Annotated in this window: 19 protein-coding genes; 8 read left to right on the forward strand and 11 right to left on the reverse strand. The window is 70.4% G+C overall.

Going from position 1 to position 18,300, the window contains the following annotated elements; genetic code table 11:
- Positions 1–317: 317 nt before the first annotated feature.
- The gene (locus ACFXDJ_RS31350; RefSeq protein ID WP_384851009.1) at positions 318–1,370 is read left to right on the forward strand and encodes a hypothetical protein; all 1,053 of its coding nucleotides are present in this window, start codon (positions 318–320) and stop codon (positions 1,368–1,370) included.
- An 8-nt stretch (positions 1,371–1,378) separates the two neighbouring features.
- Here ACFXDJ_RS31350 and ACFXDJ_RS31355 read toward each other — a convergent pair whose 3' ends face one another.
- Positions 1,379–1,762: a hypothetical protein gene (locus tag ACFXDJ_RS31355; RefSeq protein ID WP_384649092.1), complete on the reverse strand. Its 384-nt coding sequence runs from the start codon at positions 1,760–1,762 to the stop codon at positions 1,379–1,381.
- Positions 1,763–2,279: 517 nt separating this feature from the next.
- Here ACFXDJ_RS31355 and ACFXDJ_RS31360 point away from each other — a divergent pair.
- Both ACFXDJ_RS31360 and ACFXDJ_RS31365 read left to right on the forward strand, forming a co-directional pair.
- Positions 2,280–2,489, forward strand: coding sequence for a hypothetical protein (locus tag ACFXDJ_RS31360; RefSeq protein ID WP_384649090.1), 210 nt, complete (start codon positions 2,280–2,282; stop codon positions 2,487–2,489).
- 85 nt (positions 2,490–2,574) lie between these two features.
- Positions 2,575–3,273, forward strand: a complete 699-nt coding sequence (locus ACFXDJ_RS31365; protein WP_384649088.1) for a restriction endonuclease — start codon at positions 2,575–2,577, stop codon at positions 3,271–3,273.
- A gap of 154 nt (positions 3,274–3,427) precedes the next feature.
- Here ACFXDJ_RS31365 and ACFXDJ_RS31370 read toward each other — a convergent pair whose 3' ends face one another.
- Complete coding sequence (locus ACFXDJ_RS31370; RefSeq protein WP_384851011.1) at positions 3,428–4,096, reverse strand: alpha/beta fold hydrolase; 669 nt, start codon at positions 4,094–4,096, stop codon at positions 3,428–3,430.
- Positions 4,093–5,073, reverse strand: a complete 981-nt coding sequence (locus ACFXDJ_RS31375) for an NADP-dependent oxidoreductase (protein WP_384851040.1) — start codon at positions 5,071–5,073, stop codon at positions 4,093–4,095. The genes ACFXDJ_RS31370 and ACFXDJ_RS31375 overlap by 4 nt, the downstream gene beginning before the upstream one ends.
- A gap of 191 nt (positions 5,074–5,264) precedes the next feature.
- On the opposite strand from ACFXDJ_RS31375, the gene ACFXDJ_RS31380 reads away from it, so the two are divergent.
- Positions 5,265–6,260: a GlxA family transcriptional regulator gene (locus tag ACFXDJ_RS31380; RefSeq protein ID WP_384851014.1), complete on the forward strand. Its 996-nt coding sequence runs from the start codon at positions 5,265–5,267 to the stop codon at positions 6,258–6,260.
- Positions 6,261–6,684: 424 nt separating this feature from the next.
- Here ACFXDJ_RS31380 and ACFXDJ_RS31385 read toward each other — a convergent pair whose 3' ends face one another.
- On the reverse strand, positions 6,685–7,446 hold the full coding sequence (locus ACFXDJ_RS31385) for an SDR family NAD(P)-dependent oxidoreductase (RefSeq protein WP_384649083.1): 762 nt from the start codon (positions 7,444–7,446) through the stop codon (positions 6,685–6,687).
- A 1-nt stretch (position 7,447) separates the two neighbouring features.
- Positions 7,448–8,155 (reverse strand): DUF4386 domain-containing protein, encoded by a 708-nt coding sequence (locus tag ACFXDJ_RS31390; RefSeq protein WP_384851016.1) that lies wholly within the window; start codon positions 8,153–8,155, stop codon positions 7,448–7,450.
- A gap of 87 nt (positions 8,156–8,242) precedes the next feature.
- Here ACFXDJ_RS31390 and ACFXDJ_RS31395 point away from each other — a divergent pair, with 87 nt between their 5' ends.
- The gene (locus ACFXDJ_RS31395; RefSeq protein WP_384851018.1) at positions 8,243–8,746 is read left to right on the forward strand and encodes a MarR family winged helix-turn-helix transcriptional regulator; all 504 of its coding nucleotides are present in this window, start codon (positions 8,243–8,245) and stop codon (positions 8,744–8,746) included.
- Positions 8,747–9,049: 303 nt separating this feature from the next.
- Here the strand turns inward: ACFXDJ_RS31395 and ACFXDJ_RS31400 are convergent, their stop codons facing one another.
- Positions 9,050–9,652, reverse strand: coding sequence for a DsbA family protein (locus ACFXDJ_RS31400; protein ID WP_384649077.1), 603 nt, complete (start codon positions 9,650–9,652; stop codon positions 9,050–9,052).
- A gap of 811 nt (positions 9,653–10,463) precedes the next feature.
- On the opposite strand from ACFXDJ_RS31400, the gene ACFXDJ_RS31405 reads away from it, so the two are divergent.
- Positions 10,464–11,684 (forward strand): alpha/beta hydrolase family protein, encoded by a 1,221-nt coding sequence (locus ACFXDJ_RS31405; RefSeq protein ID WP_384851020.1) that lies wholly within the window; start codon positions 10,464–10,466, stop codon positions 11,682–11,684.
- Positions 11,685–11,903: 219 nt separating this feature from the next.
- On the opposite strand, the gene ACFXDJ_RS31410 is transcribed toward ACFXDJ_RS31405, so the two are convergent.
- From ACFXDJ_RS31410 to ACFXDJ_RS31430, 5 genes are all read right to left on the reverse strand, one after another.
- Complete coding sequence (locus tag ACFXDJ_RS31410) at positions 11,904–13,079, reverse strand: hypothetical protein (RefSeq protein WP_384851022.1); 1,176 nt, start codon at positions 13,077–13,079, stop codon at positions 11,904–11,906.
- Between the two features lie 190 nt (positions 13,080–13,269).
- Positions 13,270–13,659: a transposase gene (locus ACFXDJ_RS31415; RefSeq protein ID WP_384851024.1), complete on the reverse strand. Its 390-nt coding sequence runs from the start codon at positions 13,657–13,659 to the stop codon at positions 13,270–13,272.
- 175 nt (positions 13,660–13,834) lie between these two features.
- A complete protein-coding gene (locus tag ACFXDJ_RS31420; RefSeq protein WP_384649071.1) occupies positions 13,835–14,329 on the reverse strand; it encodes a DUF6461 domain-containing protein in 495 nt (164 codons plus the stop codon).
- Positions 14,330–14,456: 127 nt separating this feature from the next.
- Positions 14,457–14,768 carry a hypothetical protein gene (locus ACFXDJ_RS31425; protein WP_384649069.1) on the reverse strand — a complete coding sequence of 104 codons (312 nt, stop codon included), beginning with the start codon at positions 14,766–14,768 and terminating at the stop codon, positions 14,457–14,459.
- 370 nt (positions 14,769–15,138) lie between these two features.
- Entirely contained in the window at positions 15,139–15,930 is a 792-nt protein-coding gene (locus tag ACFXDJ_RS31430) for a rhomboid-like protein (RefSeq protein WP_384851026.1), read from the reverse strand.
- A 119-nt stretch (positions 15,931–16,049) separates the two neighbouring features.
- On the opposite strand from ACFXDJ_RS31430, the gene ACFXDJ_RS31435 reads away from it, so the two are divergent.
- The gene (locus tag ACFXDJ_RS31435; RefSeq protein WP_384851028.1) at positions 16,050–16,754 is read left to right on the forward strand and encodes a response regulator transcription factor; all 705 of its coding nucleotides are present in this window, start codon (positions 16,050–16,052) and stop codon (positions 16,752–16,754) included.
- Positions 16,751–18,190 carry a sensor histidine kinase gene (locus ACFXDJ_RS31440; protein ID WP_384851030.1) on the forward strand — a complete coding sequence of 480 codons (1,440 nt, stop codon included), beginning with the start codon at positions 16,751–16,753 and terminating at the stop codon, positions 18,188–18,190. The genes ACFXDJ_RS31435 and ACFXDJ_RS31440 overlap by 4 nt, the downstream gene beginning before the upstream one ends.
- Positions 18,191–18,300: the final 110 nt, after the last annotated feature.

The following is an 18,300-nucleotide window of genomic DNA, read 5'->3' on the forward strand; positions in this document are numbered from 1 at the left end:
GAACGACGAACAGATGTCGGTAGACCGTCACCTGGCGCCGAGGGATGCCACAAAGCGCCGCCTGATCCGCCAGGGCGTGCTCGGCCGCTCAGCCGCTTGGCGTAGCCCGCTCGTGGGACACGGGGCATATCCCGGACTGAATCAGAATATTCCGTCAGAATCCACGCATGCTGCTTCACGTCCACCGAAAGGGCCTTGCATCGATGTCCCACAGCCTGTTGCCCCGGTGGCGTCCTCGCCGACTGATCGCAGGGCTCCTCGGTGGCCTGGTCGGCGTCGCCTTGGTGGCCAGCCCTGCCCAAGCCGATGTGGGGAGCGTGACCGAGTACCCGATCACCACCGCCACTGACAGCCTCCCCGCCGGGATCACCACAGGACCCGACAGGGCCCTGTGGTTCGCGGAGTCGGGCGCCAACAAGATCGGGCGGATGACGACCGACGGGGCTCTCACCGACTTCCCCATCCCGACCGACAACAGTTTTCCGTCGTACATCACGACGGGGCCCGACGGGGCGCTGTGGTTCACCGAAGGCAGCGCCAACAAGATCGGGCGGATCACCACCAGCGGGCACATCACCGAGTTCCCGCTGCCGGTGGCGGACAGCTTCCCGCAAGGGATCGCGCTGGGGCGGGACGGCGCACTGTGGTTCACCGAGTTCTACGCCAACAAGATCGGGCGGATCACCACCAGCGGCAGGGTGACCGAGTACCCCGTGCCCACGGCGGACAGCTCCCCGTACCGCATCGCCGCCGGACGCGACGGCAACCTGTGGTTCACCGAGCAGATCAGCGGAAAGATCGGGCGGATCAGCCTGTCCGGCCGCATCACCGAATTCCCACTGCCGACCGACGTCGACTTCCCCTTCAGCATCACCGCCGGTCCCGGTGGGATGTGGTTCACCGCGCCCGGCGCCAACGCGATCGGGCGGATCACCTTCGCGGGGCAGATCAAAGAGTTCCCGCTGCCGACTCCGGACGGCGGCCCGGACGGGATCACCCAGGGCCCGGACGGGCACATCTGGTTCGCCGAGCAGTCCGGCCGGATCGGGAAGGCCACGCCGTCCGGTGAGATCACCGAGTTCCCCGTGCCGGACGGCGCGAACAAGCTGCCCTTCCAGATCACGACCGGCCCCGACCGCAATCTATGGTTCACCGAACTCTTCGGCAACGCCATCGGACGCGTGCAGGCCCATCCCCGCACCGGGACGGTACGGTCCCACCCCGACCGCCCCGTACACCATGACCAGAGGCATGTCCCTCCGCTTCACCTCCCGATCCGACCGTCGGCGGGCGCGTGGGCATTGCCCGGTCTCCACGATTTCGAAGGGGTGACCACTCGGGCTGCCGTTAACGAACGGCGAGCCGAGTGACCAGCGGCTCAGCGTGATGTCCAGGTCGTCGATTCGGTGGTGTCGTCCTCGGCGAGGCTGCGGTAGACAATGGCGACCGAGGGCCGCTCGCCCCTGTTCTTGCCCGAAGTGATGACCAGCTTGCGGGCGATCTCAGGTACGGGCACGCCGTTGGCCCGCAGGCTGCGGGCGCAGTCGGCCATGTCGTCGTCGACCACCTCGGGCCGTCCGCCGTGTCGGCGGTCCTCGGCGATGGCCAGGCGCTCGGCGGCGCCGCGACCGAGGCGCTTCATCTCGTGCACGGTGAAGATCACCCGTTGGTGGGGGACGGCCTTCTTGATGGTGCGAGCGAAGCCCATCGCCTTGACGAACTCCGACCGCACCTTGATCCCGGTGCTGATCTTCTTCGACAAGACTGGGTCGCTCGGTGCGGAGCTGGGGAACGAGTATGAAGCGCGGGGCGATGGCGCGTGCATGTCTCCCGCCGCCAGGCCGTCGACGATGACCAGCGCCTTCAGGGAGGCCAGCTTCGACGGCTCCCTAGCGGGGAGGAACTGCTCGTAGCACTCGACGACTTGGGGACTTGAGTGCGCTCCTAGATACTGCGGACCCCGGCCTATGATCGGTTCACCAGCCACGCTGGACGACCTCCCTTTGCCCGCTCGCCCACCCGGGCACCCTGTCGGCTCAGATCATCGGGCGCCAAAGAGTCTGCCAGCCACACCGGTTTCGCGTCGGGCGTGACGGTGGACCGGCTGCCGGGGTTCTGGCGGTCACAGCGCAGTCGGGCCGAAGCGTCATTCGGCCAGTACATCGCATTGCCGCCAATTCCCGGCGATCTGGCCGCAGCGCTGATGGCCTCCGGCTACACAGGAAGCCGGGGGCTGTCGTCCGCTGTCCCCGCGGGGGTTCGAGCGGGGGGCTGGGCACTTGCTGACGATCAACGTGGCGTTGCTGCTGATGGTCATCGTTGTTCTGCGACTGCGCCGGCGCACGCAGGCCCGCAGCCGGTTCGACGAGAAGATGACCGTGCTCATCGTCCTGGCGCTCGGCATCATCCTCGCCCCTACCGACGTCGGCCAGGGCATCGCCGGCTTTCTGGGCCAGCTCGTCGGCAGTGTCTCCCAGGCCGGCCAGTGACCGGGGGAGATCCCCTCCGGCTCCTCGCCGGGCCGGGCACCGCGAGCCCGTACGGCGCCGTCACCTTGCGGGCGGGGAGGAGTTGGTGAGCGGACGTCGTCGTCCGGTCCGGCGTTCCGGCCGCCGGCCCCGGCGGCGGAAGAATCAGCACCGGGAACAGGTGGTCCTCACCGCTCTCGCGGCGACGCTCGCACTCGGCGTGATGGCCGCCGCGTTGCGGTGGCTGGCCGCCCACCCCTGGACCGTGGCGGCCGTACTGCTCGTGGCAGCCGCTGGAGCCGGCGCCTGGGCGTGGCGGCGCGGGGAGGCAGCCCGGTGGGACCAGGTCCGGGCGAACGGTCTGCGCTACGCGCTCGGACAGCTCGACGGGCTCCATCACCGGGCGTTCGAGTTCGCGGTGCGGGACCTGATGCGCCGCGACGGCTGCGCGGACGCCCAGCAGGTCGGCGGACGCGGCGACAACGGCGCCGACGTCAAGGCCACCGACCCATACGGCCGCCGGTGGGTCATCCAGTGCAAACACAAGAAGGACGGCTGGTCCGGGAAACCCGTCGGCACCCCCGACCTGCACGTCCTCAACGGCACCGGCAGGCAGATCCACAACGGTGACGTCCTGGTCATGCTCACCAACGGCCGCATCACCGACAACGCGGTGCGGTTCGCGAAGTCTCAGAGGCTCCACCTGGTCGACCGCCACCTCCTCGCCGACTGGGCCAGCGGGTCCCGCCCGCTGTGGGACCTCTTGCGCGCCCTGCCTCCGGCCGGCCGGCAGACCGGCCCTTAACACCTGCTGACCGCCCGCCGCGAGGAGGCGTACGTGGGCCCCTGGCTGCCTGAGCCGATGCGTACCGCCCGCCAGCAGGATCACGAACGCGTTCAGCCTCGACCTCACCGTGGTCAACGGCAGCCCGGCACTCGTCATCCGCCTGGACGGTCGCTCAGCCGTGACTCAGGAGCACCTTCAGTAGCTGATCCGGCGCCTCCCTCATGACGTTGTGGCCGCTTTCGACGGCGTGCGTACGCCACTGCGGCGAGCCGCTCAGCCGCTCGTACAACTCCGTGAACGGCGACGGCGTCGGCCATTGGGTGGCGTAGACGTACGACTTCTCCGCGACGCGGGTCAGGTCGCCCTCCAGACGGACCGCCTGGAGCAGCGAGGCCAGCGGGTGCGGGGTGGCGCGCGGGTCGAAGAAGGGGAGCGGGGCGCTGGTGTATCCGTTCTCCCCGGTGCCGTCGAGGTACCACTCGCGCTCGTTGTCCGTCACCAGCGACCAGGTGGACTGACCGTCCTCGGGGACCATCGCGTCCACGTACACGAGCCCCTTCACGCGCTCCGGGACCCGGTCGGCGGCGCCGGTGATGACCATGCCCCCGTAGCTGTGGCCGACCAGGACGGCGTCGGTGACCGCCTCGTCCTCCAGCAGGTTCACCACGTCCGCGATGTGCGTGTCCAGGTTCACCGACGGGGTCAGCAAGTGCCTGCGGCTGCCGAGTCCGGTCAGGCTCAGCGGATAGGCGTGGTGCCCGTGGCCCCGCAGTTCGCGGGCGAGCGGCTCGAAGGTCCAGGCGCCGTGCCAGGCACCGGGGACGAGTACGTACGTGGTCACTTTCGGGCTCCTCGAATCGCGTCGGCGCCGGTGGTGGCGGCCCCCGTGGTCAGTACGATCTTGCCGCTGGTGCGCCCGGATTGCGAGAGCTCGTGCGCCTTGCCCGCCTCGGCCAGCGGCAGCACCTGAGCGATGTGCGGGCGCAGTTCGCCCCGTTCGGCGAGCGCAGCTATCTCCAACATCCCCGCGTGGTCGGCCTCCACGGCCATGAACACCGCCCGGGCGCCGAGCGCCGCCGCCACCTCGGCCAGGGCCGCTTCGTCCGGCGAGGCGAGGGAAACCACGATGCCGCCGGGGCGCAGGGTGCGCAGCGAGCGGGGGCCGTACGTGCCGCCGATGGTGTCCACGACGACGTCCACGTCGGACACGGCTTCGGCGAAGTCGGTGGTGCGGTAGTCGATCACCTCGTCGGCCCCGAGCGAGCGGACGAAGGCGTGCTTGGCGGCGCTCGCGGTTCCGATGACGTACGCGCCGCGGGCCTTGGCGATCTGGACGGCCAGGTGGCCCACGCCTCCGGCCGCCGCGTGCACCAGTACCCGCTGCCCCGGGCGCACTTCGGCCGTGTCCACCAGGGCCTGCCAGGCGGTGAGGGCGGCCAGCGGGAGGGCGGCGGCTTGTACGTGGTCGAGTCCGGCGGGCTTGTGGACGAGGTGCCGGGCAGGTGAGGTGGCGTACTCGGCGTAGGTGCCGGCCGGGGCCGGGTGGCGGGGCATGCCGAACACCTCGTCGCCCGGCCGGAAGAGGGTGACGCCGATGCCGACGGCCTCCACGGTGCCGGAGAGGTCCCAGCCGAGGGGGACGGGCGACACCTCGGCGCCGGCCAGGCCGCCGGTGGCGCGGTGCCAGACGTCGGTGGGGTTGACGGCCGCGGCGTGGATCCGTACGAGCACTTCGGCGGGGCCGGGCTCGGGACGCGCGGTCTCGGTGAGGCGGAGCACTTCGGGGCCGCCGAGGGCGGTCTGGGTGATGGCCCGCATGGTTCGCCCGGCCCGACCTGCCTGCTCGCTGTGCCCGGCCTGCTTGCTCTGCTTCTCCCGCTCGCTCTGCTGCTCCGGCTTGTTCTGCTGCTCCGGCTTGTTCTGTGTCTTCGTCGTCATGTGATCAAGGATGCAGGGCCGTATCCGGGCGGACGAGTGGCCGGAGTGACACGATGTGAAAAGATCTGGCCATGCCTCCTGAGCAGACCCACCGGGTCGTCGTCCTGGCCCTCGACGGGGTCTACCCCTTCGAAATGACCATTCCGGTGCGGATCTTCGGCACGGCCGAAGGCCCGGACGGCGCACCCCTCTACGAGATCCTCACCTGCAGCCTCGACGGCCGGCCGGTCCGCACCAGCGCCGACTTCAGCATCACGGTCGAGCACGGCGGCGAGGCCGTCGCCACCGCCGACACCCTCGTCATCCCGCCGTTCATCTGCGGCCCCGGAGCCGACGGCGCGGACCCCGGCTCCATGGACTGGCTGCCCGCCGAACTGGCCCGGACCCTGTCCCGGCTCCCCGTCGGCGCACGGATCGTCTCGATGTGCACGGCCTCCTACGTCCTGGCCACCGCGGGCCTCCTCGATGGCCGCCGGGCCACCACCCACTGGAACGAGGCGGAACACTTCCAGCGGGCCTTCCCCCAGGTCGAGGTCGACGCGGACGTCCTGTTCGTGGACGGCGGCCAAGTGCTCACGGCCGCCGGGGTCGCCGCCGGAGTCGACCTCTGCCTGCACCTGCTGCGCCGCGACCACGGCAGCGCGGTGGCCAACCGGGTCGCCCGGCTGTGTGTCGTACCGCCGTGGCGGGAGGGCGGGCAGGCTCAGTTCATCGAACGGCCCGTGCCCGAGGTGTCTCAGGCCGGCACCGCCGCCACCCGCGAATGGGCCCTGAGCCGGCTCGGTCGCCCGATCGCGCTGGCAGAGCTGGCACGGCACGCCGGGATGAGCGTACGGACCTTCTCGCGCCGGTTCCGCGACGAGGTCGGGATGACGCCCGGCCAGTGGCTCACCCGGCAGCGCATCGAGCACGCCCGGCGCCTGCTGGAGGTCACCGACCTGCCGGTGGACCGGATCGCGCAGGAGGCGGGCCTGGGTACGGGCGCCTCACTGCGACGGCACATGGCGCACGCGATCGGGGTGGCACCGATGGTGTACCGGCAGACGTTCCGCGCGCGGGCGAACTAGGCGGCGCCTCTCCGAACATCTGATGGGACGTCTCGGTCGACTCCACGGTGATGCGCGCCCGTCAGCACGCCGCCGGTGCCCGCGACGCTCCGCCGCCCGTCATCTCAAAGGGGGCGCCGGTGACGGGACATCAGATCGATCCGGCGTGGACGAGCCTGGCCGGCCACCTGGAGGAGGTGGTGCTGCACATGAGGGCCTGGGCCGCTCGCGCGGCGGGTTCACCACCAAATCCACCTGAGCGCCGACGGCCGCTTTCCCTGTTGGTCATGCCCGGACAGCGTCAGCGCCGATAAGGCTCACAGCAACCGCCGCACGCGGGGCCGGGAAACCGGGTGGCTGAACGTCGCGCCCACGGTGTCGCCACGGCTGTGCCGGTGAACGCAGCTCCCGCCGTCTGCGGTCAGGCCGGCCGGGCTCGGCCGGGTCACCCCGTGATCCGGCCGCCCGCGACGTCCAGGGTGACCCCGCTGAGCCAGGACGCTCCGTCCGAGGCGAGGAAGAGCGCGCAGGCGGCCACGTCCCCGGGGAGGCCGAGTCTGCGCAGCGGGTGGGCCCGCGCGAGCTGTTCGCGGATCTCCACCGGCATCGCGACCGCGGTCCGCTCGGTCAGGATCACCGAGGGCGCCAGGCAGTTGACGCGGATCCCGCGCGGGCCGAGCTCGGTCGCCAGGTGCTGGGTCAGCATCACCAGCCCGGCGTTGGCCACCCCGTAGGCGAGGTTCGCCTGGCTGGGCCGGCGGCCCGCCGCGGAGGACATGGTGATCACGCAGCCTCGGCCGCGCTCCAGCATGCCGGGCAGGAAGGTCCGTACGGTCAGGAAGGCGGAGGTGAGGTCCGAGTCCAGGACCTCGCGCCAGCGCTCCTCGGTGAGTTCGGGGGTGGGGACCGGCCGGCCCTGGCCGCCCGCGAAGGCGGCCAGTACCTCCACCGGGCCGAGCCGCCGCTCGGTCTCCTCCCGGACATGGGCCAGCGCCGCCGCGTCCGTGACGTCGGCGGTCACGGACATCGCCGTACCGCCCTCGGCGCCGATCGCGTCCACCACGCCGGCCAGGGCCTCCGCGTCGCGGCCGACGACGCAGACCCGGGCGCCCTCGGCGGCGAAGGCGTGGGCGGTGGCGGCTCCGATGCCGCGACTGCCGCCGGTGACGACGACCGTACGGCCGTCCAGTTCGGGGTAGTTCGTCATCTCAGCGCGCCCCCGCCCGGCCGAGGCCGTGCCGGGTCCGCGGGAGCTTCACCGCGGCCCACACCAGCCAGGCGAGCCCGCCGAAGCGCAGCACGGGCAGCAGGTACTGGAACCCGTCCACCACCAGCCCGAGCAGGGCCAGCATCCCCACGGCGGCCAGCACCAGCCCGGCCCAGGCCAGTGGCCTCGGCAGCAGCCCCGCGAGGAGTCCGGGGACGGCGACCCCGGCGAGCAGCAGGGCGAACATCGCCGAGTACGCGGGTCCGCCGGCGAAGAACGCCAGGTCGGCCAGGGCCCGCGCGAGGTCGGGTCCGGCGCCGTCCGTGAGCCGCGCCCCCGCCCAGCCGGACATGGCGCTCAGCATCAGCGCCGCGGCGGCCAGCACCCCGCCGGCCAGGGTGATCGCGGATCCGGGTGCGGTGATGCCCAGCGCGCGCAGTCGCCGGTAGAGGACGGCCGCGATCAGGGTCATCGGGACGGCTGCGCCGAGCAGCAGGAGGGCGCCGAGCTCGGCGCTGGTGCGGTGCCCGGCGGCGTACCGCAGGACCTCCAGGCCGGTGGCGTCGGGGTGCGGGGTGGCCCGGTTCAGGACCACGTAGGCGATGGTCAGGCCGGCCAGGGCCAGTACGGGGGCCAGCAGGGGCGGCCCGGCCTGGGGCCCTCGACCTGTTCGGTCGGCCGGTTCCACGGGGGCAGGTGCGGCGGTCATGGCGTTCTCGTCTCCTCGTCCGTCCAGTCCGTTCCTTTCTAGAATGATTACAAGCTGAAACGATTGTCAAGCTGTTACGGTTCCCCCATGGGAACGACGGATGACGGTGGCGGCGGCCCGCGCCCGCACGGCGGCGTGGCCTTCCTGCTGGCCCAGCTCGGCGCGCACGCGGCCGGCCGCTTCGCCGAGCGGGTCTCCGCGCTCGGCCTGACCCCCGCCCAGGCGGGGCTGTTGCGCCTGCTGGCCCGCACCCCCGGCCGCAGCCAGCGCGAACTGGCCGACGTGCTCGGCATGCCCCCGAGCCGCTTCGTGGCCTTCGCCGACGACCTGGAGGCGCGCGGACTGATCGAGCGCCGCCGCAACCCGGAAGACCGGCGGCTGTACGCGCTGTTCCTCGGCGACGCCGGAACCGCCCTGCTGGCCGATCTGCGCGAGGTGGCGACGGCGCACGAACAGCAGGTCTGCGAGCCCCTGTCGGCGGAGGAGCACGAGCAACTGACGTCCCTGCTGGGCCGGCTGGCGGCCGCTCAGGGCCTGACTCCGGGCGTCCACCCGGGCTACCGCTCGACGCGGACGCCGCCGCCGGCCTAGGCCGTTGCCTGCGGATCACCTCGCTGACCAGATGAAGATGGCGGCGAGGTCGAGTCCGGCGAGGTAGATGGTGGCGGTCTTGTCGTAGGTGGTGGCCGTACGTCCAGGCGTTGCGCCGGGAGTCGTCAGCGGGGCCGTCGCCTGGCGGAGGGCGAGCGGCGGAGACTGAATGACGGATGCCGCCCGCTCCGCCGTCCGCCGCCCTGGCCACCCACACCGGGCGCCGACAGCCGACCGAGGAACAGCACGAACGGCCGACCTCCGGCTGACGGCCGGCCGCCGTCGGCGTCACGACAGGGTGGTTCAGGTGAAGTCGAGCGTGCCCGTGCGGGTGCGCTTCAGCTCGAAGAAGTCGGGGTAGCCGGCGAGGAGCCGGACTCCGTCGAAGACGCGCACCGCGGCCTCGCCCCGGGGGATCGAGGTGAGGACGGGCCCGAAGAAGGCGGTGCCGTCGATGTGGATGGTCGGTGTGCCGACCTCTTCGCCGACTGGGTCCATGCCCTCGTGGTGGCTCTTGCGTAGGGCGTCGTCGTAGTCGGTTGTGTGTGCGGCGTCGGCAAGGTCCGTCGGCAGCCCGGCCTCGGCCAGCGCCTCGCGGATGACCGCGTCGGTGGCGGCCCGGTCGTCGTTGTGCAGGCGGGTGCCCAGCGCGGTGTAGAGGTTACGCAGAACATGGTCACCGTGCTGCTGGGCGGCGGCTATGCACACCCGTACCGGGCCCCAGCCGGTCTCCATGAGCCGTTGATAGCGCTCTGGCAGGCCCTCGCGACCCTCGTTGAGCACCGACAGGCTCATGACGTGGAAGTTCAGGTCCAGGTCGCGCTGGGAGTCCACCTCCAGGATCCAGCGGGAGGTGATCCACGCGAAGGGACAGATGGGGTCGAAGTAGAAATCCACTGTGGTCATGAGAAGGATACTAGGACTCAAGTTGCCCAGGGGAGAGGTCCATTGGCCCACAGAGATCATGGGCCAATTCTCCGGCCGGACGCGGGGGCCCCGAACCGGCTGTGATGCCCGGTCCGGTCGTCGGCGAGGACGGCCACCAGGCAGGTTCTGCCCGAACTCCCGGATGGTGTTGGTGATTTCGCCGAGCCTCAGCTCCCCCCTCCGGTACCGCCTTGCATGAGACGCGGTGACGGCGGGAACTCCCTCCAGGCCTGGACGGTGGGGGCGTCCGGGCGTTGCGCGGGACGGCGAGGAGTCCGGGCACTGTGTGGCTGACCTTGTGGTCGTGGGCGGCGTACCCGTCCAGTGGGCCACGGACGGATCCGCCCGGGGACGCGCGGCAGGCGAGGGCCGTGCGGCCCGTGGGACGCCTCGTACATCCACGGTGGGGTCGTTGCCGCGACCCCCACTACCGATGTGGGAAATGTTGGCAGCGACCGCGACTCGAACCATGAGTCACCCAGAGCTGACTTGGCAGGCGAGTTGCGCTGAGCCAGGGGGTGGCCACCTTCGCGGGCTCAACTCCTCAGCGGCAGTGAGCGACCGCGTGGGCTACGAGTCGTGGCCGGAACAGGTCGGTTGATCCTGGCGGGACCGCGAGCCCGAAGCGAGCGGGATGGCCTCGTAACCGGACGACACCGCCGACCGCATCAGCCCCAGGGCGTAAACCCGTGGGCCGATGCCGCGCGGAGGGGTGCGTGACAGCGTTGCCCTGTGCCCACGGACTGGCCCGTGGCGGCACGGTTGACGATCCGTCACTAGGGGAGGGCCCATGACCACCACGCCGTTCATCAGCCGGAAGGACATGACGCGCCGCAGCATGCTGGGAGCCGCGCTGGCCGCGGGGGCCGCCGTGCCGCTTGCCGCCATCGCCAGCCCCGCATGGGCGGCCCCGGGCGCGCCATCGCCCGCCGATACGCGGCTCACGCTGCCCGAGCCGACCGGGCCGTACCCGGTGGGCACGGTCCAACTGCACCTCGTCGACCGGTCGCGTCCGGACGACATTGCGGGCCCCGGGCACTTCCGAGAGCTGATGGCCACCCTCTGGTACCCCGCCCGGAACGTCGAGCGGTACCCGGTGGCGCCCTGGATGCCCGCCGGCGCCCTTCAGGCGTTCCTCGCCGACGTGGGGTTCAGCGACCTGGTCCCCCTGGCGCCGCTCACTGCCGGGCACGTGGGCGCTCCGGTGCGACGGTCGGGCGGACGGCTGCCCGTCGTCGTGTTCTCGCACGGCGCGCACAGCCACCAGGGTGACCACACCGTCATGGTCCAGGAGCTCGCCAGCCACGGATACGCGGCCGTGACGGTGGCTCACCAGTACGACACGTACACCGAGTTTCCCGACGGCCGGGTCGCCGTCCCGCTCCGCGACCGGGAGGCGCCGACGCTGCCCGGGGACTTCGCCGCCGACCTGCGCTTCGTCCTCGACTGCGTCGAGCAGCTCGCCGCCGGCTGCAATCCGGACGTCGACCAGCGGGAGCTGCCGGCCGGGCTGCTCGGCTCCCTCGACCCCCGGCGCATAGGCGCGTTCGGATGGTCGAAGGGCGGGACCGCCACCGCCTGCGCCACGCTCGCGGACGAGCGCATCCTGGCCGGGCTGAGCCTCGACGGCCCGATGCAGATGAACCCGCCACTGGCCGGCGACCTGGACCGGCCGTTCATGATGATGTCCGCCGTGTTCACCCGGGCCACGGATCCCGAGGCCGCCGCATTCTGGTCGCACCTTCGGGGCTGGCGGCTGAACGTTCAGGCCCAGGGCGCCGCCCACGTCTCGTACGGCGACAATGAGGCGCTGTTCCCGCAGGTGGCGAAACTGTTCGGATGGAGCGGCCAGCAGCTCCAGGACGTGATCGGCACCCTCGATCCCGACCAGGCGGTGAAGATCCAGCAGGCTTATCCGCTCGCGTTCTTCGACGAGCACCTGCGTCACCGGCGGGGGCACCTGCTCGACGGGCCGTCCACAGCCTTCCCGGCAGTGACGTTCCTCCCGTGAGTACCCGGGACCGCAGTACCGCGGTCCCTCGCAGGTCCTTGAGGGAGTAGGACGGCTGGGTCGAGGTACGCCGCACACGACCGTGCGGCCGATACGGGGCTTCACCCGCGCAGTGGAGCGTCTAGGGCGGTCGCCGGTCCCGCGTGCCGAAGGCGGCTCCTGCCGGAATCACCGAAGAATCGATCTTCTTCCGGCTCGGTGTCCCCGCCCTGGGCGGACCTAGTGAGTACAGCCGATGACGGCGGGGTTCGAAGGATCGCAGTTACCGGGGTTGTTGTTTGTGATGGTGGTGTGGTTGAGGGTGACGTTTCCGCCTTCGTTGTGGAGGCCGGCGGGGGCGTGGGCCGCGGTATTGCCTGTGACACGGGAGTCGTTGAACGTTGCGTCACCCTGGTTGTGAATGCCGGCGCCGGTTCCTTGAGTGACGGCGTTCCTGTCGATGACAGTGTTGCGGGTATTGAGCGTTCCAAAGTTGTAGATGCCGCCACCGGAGAAGCTTGCGGTGTTGCCACGGATGGTGGTGAGCATGTTGATGGTGAGCGTGCCGAAGTTGGCGATGCCCCCGCCAGTTCTTGCGTCGTTGCTGCGGATCTGACTGTCGGAGATGGTCGCGGAGGAACTGTTGTTATGGATGGCACCGCCCAGGCCTTTTGCTTCGTTGCCGGTGAGGATGCTTGCGGTCAAGGAGAAGGTTGAAGAGATGCTGCTGTGCGAGATGGCTCCACCGTTGCCACCGCTGACGGGGCCGGTGGAGTTGTTGGTGAAGACGCTGAGGTCTACGCGTGTGGAGCCGCTGCTCAGGATGGCGCCGCCGTGGCCGGCTTCGGTGTTGTTGCCTTTGAAGTAGGACCCTTCGACGCGGAGGGTTCCGTTGTTGTTGTTGATGGCTCCGCCTCCGTTGCCGGAGGCGTTGCCGGTGAGGCGGGTGTTGGTAAGGGAAGCAACGGTGCCGAATCCCAGCTGGATGGCCCCACCCTGGGCGCCTACTCCGACTTTGGCGTTGGTGAGGGCAACGTCTCGGAGAGTCAGATTCGCGCCGGTGGAAGGGGGGAGGTTAAAGAAGCGGAATTCGTTGTCGGTGTGGTCATCTCGGGTGATGGTGGCGTTGCGTCCGTTGATGGTGATGGGGCTGGTGATCTGGGGGAGCGCGGCTTGGCCGGGGCCGGCGATCCGCTCGTTGTAGGTGTAGGTGCAGTCGCGGGCGAGGTTGAGGGTGTCGGGGGTGGTGGGGGTGCTGTTGGCGGTCGTGATGGCCCGGATAAGGGCTGCGGGGGAGCAGGCGACGTTGATGGTGGCGGCGTGAGCGGGGGTGGCGAGCAGACCGGTGAAGGTGAGTGCGAACGCGGGCGCGGCGAGCAGGGTAGCGGCCTGGCGGGGGCGGCGCAGTGGCCTCATTGTCTGACTCCTTTTTTGGGGGGAGAGAGGAGAGGGGGCGATCCGATCATTGTTTACATCAGCTAAACATCAGTGCTTATCAGGACACACCGGGCGTATGCTGTGGGATGTTTCGGCCTGCCCTTCAGGCTCAACCCTTGCCCGGGCCTGCTGCCGCCAGAGGTGCGCGAGCAACTGATCCGCTCGCTGATCACCGCGGTGGAACCCAGCGTCCTGACTCCCCAGTCCACGCACGCCCTTCAGCACCTTGAGGATCACCCCTCCCGCTGCGATCCCATGCGGCTCCCGTCACGCCGAGCCAGCGGCCGATCCGCACCCCCCGCTCGGCGGCTAGCCAGTCGCGCAACGCGGCGGCAGTGCAGGTCCGGCCCTGCCGGGCGGACTCGTCCAGCAGGTCGGCGAGAGCCTCACGGTCCTCGCGGGTGACTACGGCCGGGCGGCCTGGGCGCGGGGCATCCGCCACCGCGTCGAAGCCGCCCGCCGCGAAGCGGTGGACCGCGCCACGCACAGTGACGCCATTGCATGCAAGCAGGTCAGAGACCTCCGGCACGTCAGACCCCGCCCCATCAGTCGTATGCACTCCAGACGCAGCCGGGTACCCGACGCGAGATCACGTCCGCAGCCGCTCGCGCACTTCGCGTTCCTGATCAGAAGTCAACTCCACACGCAGGGTCTTCGGCATGAGGCGGCCCCTCCCTATCCCGTCTTATACCCGAGCGGCAGCCACACAGCACCGGACCGTTCAGAGCTCTCGCTCAAGGCGTCTCAAGTTCCGGCAAGGAGAAGAAGCCGGCGATCGCCTGCACCGTTCGTTCATCGTCGTCATCCCTGTAGGGATCCGTTTTCGGTCCGATCAGGTTCGCCGCCATGAGGACGGGCAGCAACAGATCAGGCTCCTCGCCCCCGCGGCTGTCTAGATTCTCGAAGCTGAAGCCGGTGAGCAGGTTCCCATCGCGGTAGTACTCGAACCACGGACGGTGGGCCTTCACCAAGCATGGCTCGGTCACGAACACGATGAGTTCGCCGCCGTCCGGGCACAGCCGTCGGTAGTCGGCAAGGTCGTAGTCGCCGCTGTCCCAGCTGAGCATGTCGTGCATCATCAGCCCCCAATCGGTTCCCTTCCCGTATGCGAGTGGCATCCGCCGCTGGGCAAGGAGTCCTCTGGTGAGCGCGTCCAGCGACAACCCTCGGAAGAAGACGACGTTGGTCTCCTCATGGTGCGCGAGCGCGCTGTGTATCCAATCCGTCATACCGGGCACCGTAGAGGAAACCACTGACACAGCCACGTGGCCGTCCGCCATCGCCGGAACAACTGCCAGCAAGGCAATGCCAGGCACAGGGCAGGCCCGCCGGTTGTCGGCCTGGACGGCCAAAGGATCAGTACTGGACTTCACCGAAACCGCTTAGGACCGGCACATCGAGACCGTAGAAGCCTCGACCATTGCGTATCCCGAGGAGGTCGCGGACCTGCTGGCCAAGACGAGTCAGGCGCTCGACCGCCTTGCCGGCGCTTCGCCCGCGCTGATGGGGAAATTTGGATTTGGCTCTGACCGGTGTTCCGTGAATTCCCAGGTCAGGGCCCGCATGCAGGAACGTTCCAGCAGAGCATTCCTGGCTGGTGGGGATCTGCTCGCTCGATGCTGTGTTGTTCCTGGATGTTGATGTTCGCTTGAAAGCAGTGGAGTTCACCGCGGTGGGTCTGGTCGGGTGGCTGCTGCGTGCGGTCCGCCGCCGAGATGCCAGGGGTGCCGGACCGCGCCCGCAGGGTCCATTCGTCCTACGAGCGAAGCCTCGCTGAGAGGCCCCTGTCCGGGAGGAAACGCTCGGCGGCCGGGCTGGTGAACGGCTGTGCCGCCGGACGCACCTCGTCGCAGGACCGTGCGAGGCGAATTCATCTACCCCGAACCCCTTCGGCAGCATCTGACGCCGACGCGGCAGCGAAGTGGAATCCGGCCTGGCCAGGTGATCCAAACGATACGGCCGAACCGACGCGGCCTTCCGCACGGTGTCCCTGATCGAGGGCGGCCGGGGCGCCGACTGGCCGTGGGCGGCGGCCGCCTCAGCGGCCTCGACCAGCGTCTGACGGGAGACCGGCAGACGCGGAGCCGGCGGACGCGGTGACAGTGGGATCGGTAACAGTGGGATCGGTAACGGTGGGATCGGCGGCGGTGGCGGTGGCGGTGCTCGTCGGCGGGCCGCTCGAGCCCGCCCGCCGCCACGGTTCGCCGTGGCCGCGCACCTGATGGTTCTTGAGCCACCGGGTCCGCGAGCCGAGTACGCCCAGCCCCAGGGCTACCAGATGGCCCGCGTCCGCCAGTTCCTGGTCGATGATCCAGGCCACGGCAAGCAGCACGGTCAGTGCCGTCAGGGCCGGCCGGCGGACCCGCGGACCGGCGAGGGCCAGCAAGCAGGCCGCGGTGGCCACCAAGCCGTAACTGATCCCCACGTCGCGAGCCCGCGACAGGGCGCCGGGCAGATGCGCGAGACGCATCAGCCACATGGCCCCCTCCGTCAGCAGCGTCGCCACGACGTGCCCGAAGAGGAAGACACCGAATCCCCGCAGGCCGCCCCACCGCCACTCCGCGAGCCCGAGCACCGCGGCGACCGCCGCGATGCCGAGCAGCACGGGGAAGCCATCCACCACCAGGCCGCTGGTGAACAGCGTCCACCACTTCCCGACCTCAAGATGGTGCACGTTGCTGCTGTTGTGCCGGACGAACCGCGCCTGCTCCTGTCCCGACTGGCTGGCCATCCAGCCGGCCGTCACCAGCAGCAACGCCAGGTAGACCGTCGTCGCAGGCAGCCGCCGCACGACGGCCACCGCCTGCCGGGCCATCCGTTGTTCCGCCATCCCGTTCCCTTCACCTGGTACTGGACCCCACCCTGCCATCCGGCGGACCCCCCGTGCGCAGCCCCGACACCAGGCGGTCTCGTACGCTACCGACAGCCACCGACAGGCAGGAGGACGGCATGACCACCGGACGGGTAGTGGTCGCGGACGACGACGCCGCGATCCGCCGCTCCTTGGAGCGCGGGCTGCGGCTGAGCGGCTTCACCGTGCTGCTCGCCGAGGACGGGCTCCGTGCGCTGGAGCAGCTCACCGGGGCGGGGGCCGACATGATGGTGCTGGACGTGTCCATGCCCGGTCTGAGCGGTATCGAGGTCTGCCGCACCTTGCGCGCCCGGGGCGACGAGACGCCCGTACTCATGCTCTCGGCGCTGGACGAGCTCGCCGACCGGGTCGCCGGGCTCCAGGCCGGCGCCGACGACTACCTGGTCAAACCGTTCGCGCTGGAGGAGCTGGTACTGCGGATCCAGGCACTGCTGCGCCGCCGTCCCGCCGCGCCGCCACCCCGTGACCAGCTGCGCGCCGGGCCGCTGGTGATCGACGAGGCCGTCCATCAGGTGTTCCACGACGGAGTGGAGCTCCACCTGACCAGACGGGAGTTCGACCTGCTGTCGCAGCTGGCAAGGAACGCGGGGATCGTACTCACCCGGGATCAGCTGCTCGACCGGGTCTGGGGCTACGACTTCGACGTCCGTTCCGACGTAGTCGACACCTTCGTCAGCTACCTACGACGCAAGCTGGAAGAGGGCGGCCGGCCCCGCCTGATCCACACGGTCCGCGGCGTCGGCTTCGTCCTGCGCCTCCCGGAAGGACGGGGCGGCAAATGAAGCTCTCCACCCGGATCGCGCTCTCGGTCACCGTCGTCGTGCCGGTGCTCGTGGTCGCCGCCGGACTGCTGCTGCTCGGGCTGGTCAACCGCGACCTGCGCCACCAGCAGGACACCCGGCTGCGCGAGCGGGCGACGGCCGTCCTGCCCGACGTACGGACGCTGCTGAACGCCGAGCGCAACAGCCGGCCGAAGGCCGAGCAGAACCAGCACCGCAAAGTGCTCGGTGACGCACTGGACGCCGGTGTCCGGGTGGTGGCGGCGGACGGCACGCTGGTCCTGACCGGCGGCCCGCAGCCCGCCGAACCACCGACCACCACCACCCCGGGCGGCCCGGTGACCGTACGGGGCAAGGGCCACACCTGGCGGGTGCTGACCGTACAGGTGGAGGGTGCCTCGCCGGGGACGCTCTGGCTCTTCTCGCCGACCTCGGCCTCCGACCCGCAGATCAGCGCCGTACGCCGCCGGATGCTGCTGGTGGCCCTGCTCGCCGCGCCGGTCTCCGGACTGCTCGCGTACGCCCTGGCCGACCGGGCGACGGCCTCCCTGCGCCGGCTCAGCCGCCGGGCCGCAGAGCTGGATCCGCGGGCGGGGGCGGCGGGCTTCACGGCCGAGCGCTCGCGCATCACGGAGGTGGACGAACTCACCTCCTCGATCGGACAGCTGCTCGCACGCTACGAGGAGCAGGCGGGGTGGACGGCGCAGGCGCTGGACACCGCCCGCTCGTTCTCCTCCGCGGCCTCGCACGAGCTGCGCACACCGCTGATGAGCATGCGGACCAACCTGGACGTCCTGTCCGCCCACCCCGACCTGTCCGGCACCGAGCGCGCCGAGGTGGTGCAGGATCTGCAGGACGACCACGCACGGCTGCTGGAGCTGCTGACCGCGCTGCGGATGCTCGCCCAGGGCGACCTGGTGGAGGTTTCCGCATTCGGTCCGCTCGACCTCGTGGAGTTGGTCGACTCGGCGGTCGCGGAGACCGGGCGCAGGCACCCTGAGGTGGCGGTGGCCACCGAGCTCCCCGCCGAGCTGAGGATCTTCGGCTGGGACGCGGGTCTGCGGATCCTGCTGGCAAACCTGCTGGGCAATGCCGTGGCTCACGGCCACCTGCCGGGCGAGCCCGCCCGGATCTCCGTACGGCTGCGTGCGGAAGGCGGATCCGCGGTACTCACCGTGGACGACGCCGGGCCCGGTATCCCGCCCCCTGACCGGGAAGTGGTCTTTCGCCGCTTCCACCGCGGGGCCGACAGCCAGGGTTCGGGGCTCGGTCTGACGCTGGTCGCCCAGCAGGTGGCGCTGCACCGGGGCACGGTCACCGCCGCGACACCCCCCGGCGGTACGGGCAGCAGGTTCGAGGTGCTCCTGCCGCTGCTGGTCGCGGACACGAGGGCCCCGCGGCTGCCGGTCCGGCGGGACTGGATCTCCCGGAGCGGCTGAGCGCCGATTCACGACTGACCGCCGATTCACAAAGAAGCCACAAAGACGCGCGCTACGGTCCTGCCCGGTTGGACCACTCACGGGTCGAACCCTCGTGGCTTCGAAGGAGA

The sequence above is a fragment of the Streptomyces sp. NPDC059443 genome (assembly GCF_042750105.1).
Lineage (GTDB): Bacteria > Actinomycetota > Actinomycetes > Streptomycetales > Streptomycetaceae > Streptomyces.

What these genes read in the sequence shown, in the direction of transcription:
- ACFXDJ_RS31390 (WP_384851016.1), bottom strand. Translation starts at nt 8,155, where the DNA reads ATGACCGCCGCACCTGCCCCCGTGGAACCGGCCGACCGAACAGGTCGA.
- ACFXDJ_RS31400 (WP_384649077.1), bottom strand. Translation starts at nt 9,652, where the DNA reads ATGACCACAGTGGATTTCTACTTCGACCCCATCTGTCCCTTCGCGTGG.
- ACFXDJ_RS31430 (WP_384851026.1), bottom strand. Translation starts at nt 15,930, where the DNA reads ATGGCGGAACAACGGATGGCCCGGCAGGCGGTGGCCGTCGTGCGGCGG.
- ACFXDJ_RS31410 (WP_384851022.1), bottom strand. Translation starts at nt 13,079, where the DNA reads ATGAGGCCACTGCGCCGCCCCCGCCAGGCCGCTACCCTGCTCGCCGCG.
- ACFXDJ_RS31375 (WP_384851040.1), bottom strand. Translation starts at nt 5,073, where the DNA reads ATGCGGGCCATCACCCAGACCGCCCTCGGCGGCCCCGAAGTGCTCCGC.
- ACFXDJ_RS31385 (WP_384649083.1), bottom strand. Translation starts at nt 7,446, where the DNA reads ATGACGAACTACCCCGAACTGGACGGCCGTACGGTCGTCGTCACCGGC.
- ACFXDJ_RS31395 (WP_384851018.1), top strand. Translation starts at nt 8,243, where the DNA reads ATGGGAACGACGGATGACGGTGGCGGCGGCCCGCGCCCGCACGGCGGC.
- ACFXDJ_RS31380 (WP_384851014.1), top strand. Translation starts at nt 5,265, where the DNA reads ATGCCTCCTGAGCAGACCCACCGGGTCGTCGTCCTGGCCCTCGACGGG.
- ACFXDJ_RS31435 (WP_384851028.1), top strand. Translation starts at nt 16,050, where the DNA reads ATGACCACCGGACGGGTAGTGGTCGCGGACGACGACGCCGCGATCCGC.
- ACFXDJ_RS31420 (WP_384649071.1), bottom strand. Translation starts at nt 14,329, where the DNA reads ATGACGGATTGGATACACAGCGCGCTCGCGCACCATGAGGAGACCAAC.
- ACFXDJ_RS31405 (WP_384851020.1), top strand. Translation starts at nt 10,464, where the DNA reads ATGACCACCACGCCGTTCATCAGCCGGAAGGACATGACGCGCCGCAGC.
- ACFXDJ_RS31440 (WP_384851030.1), top strand. Translation starts at nt 16,751, where the DNA reads ATGAAGCTCTCCACCCGGATCGCGCTCTCGGTCACCGTCGTCGTGCCG.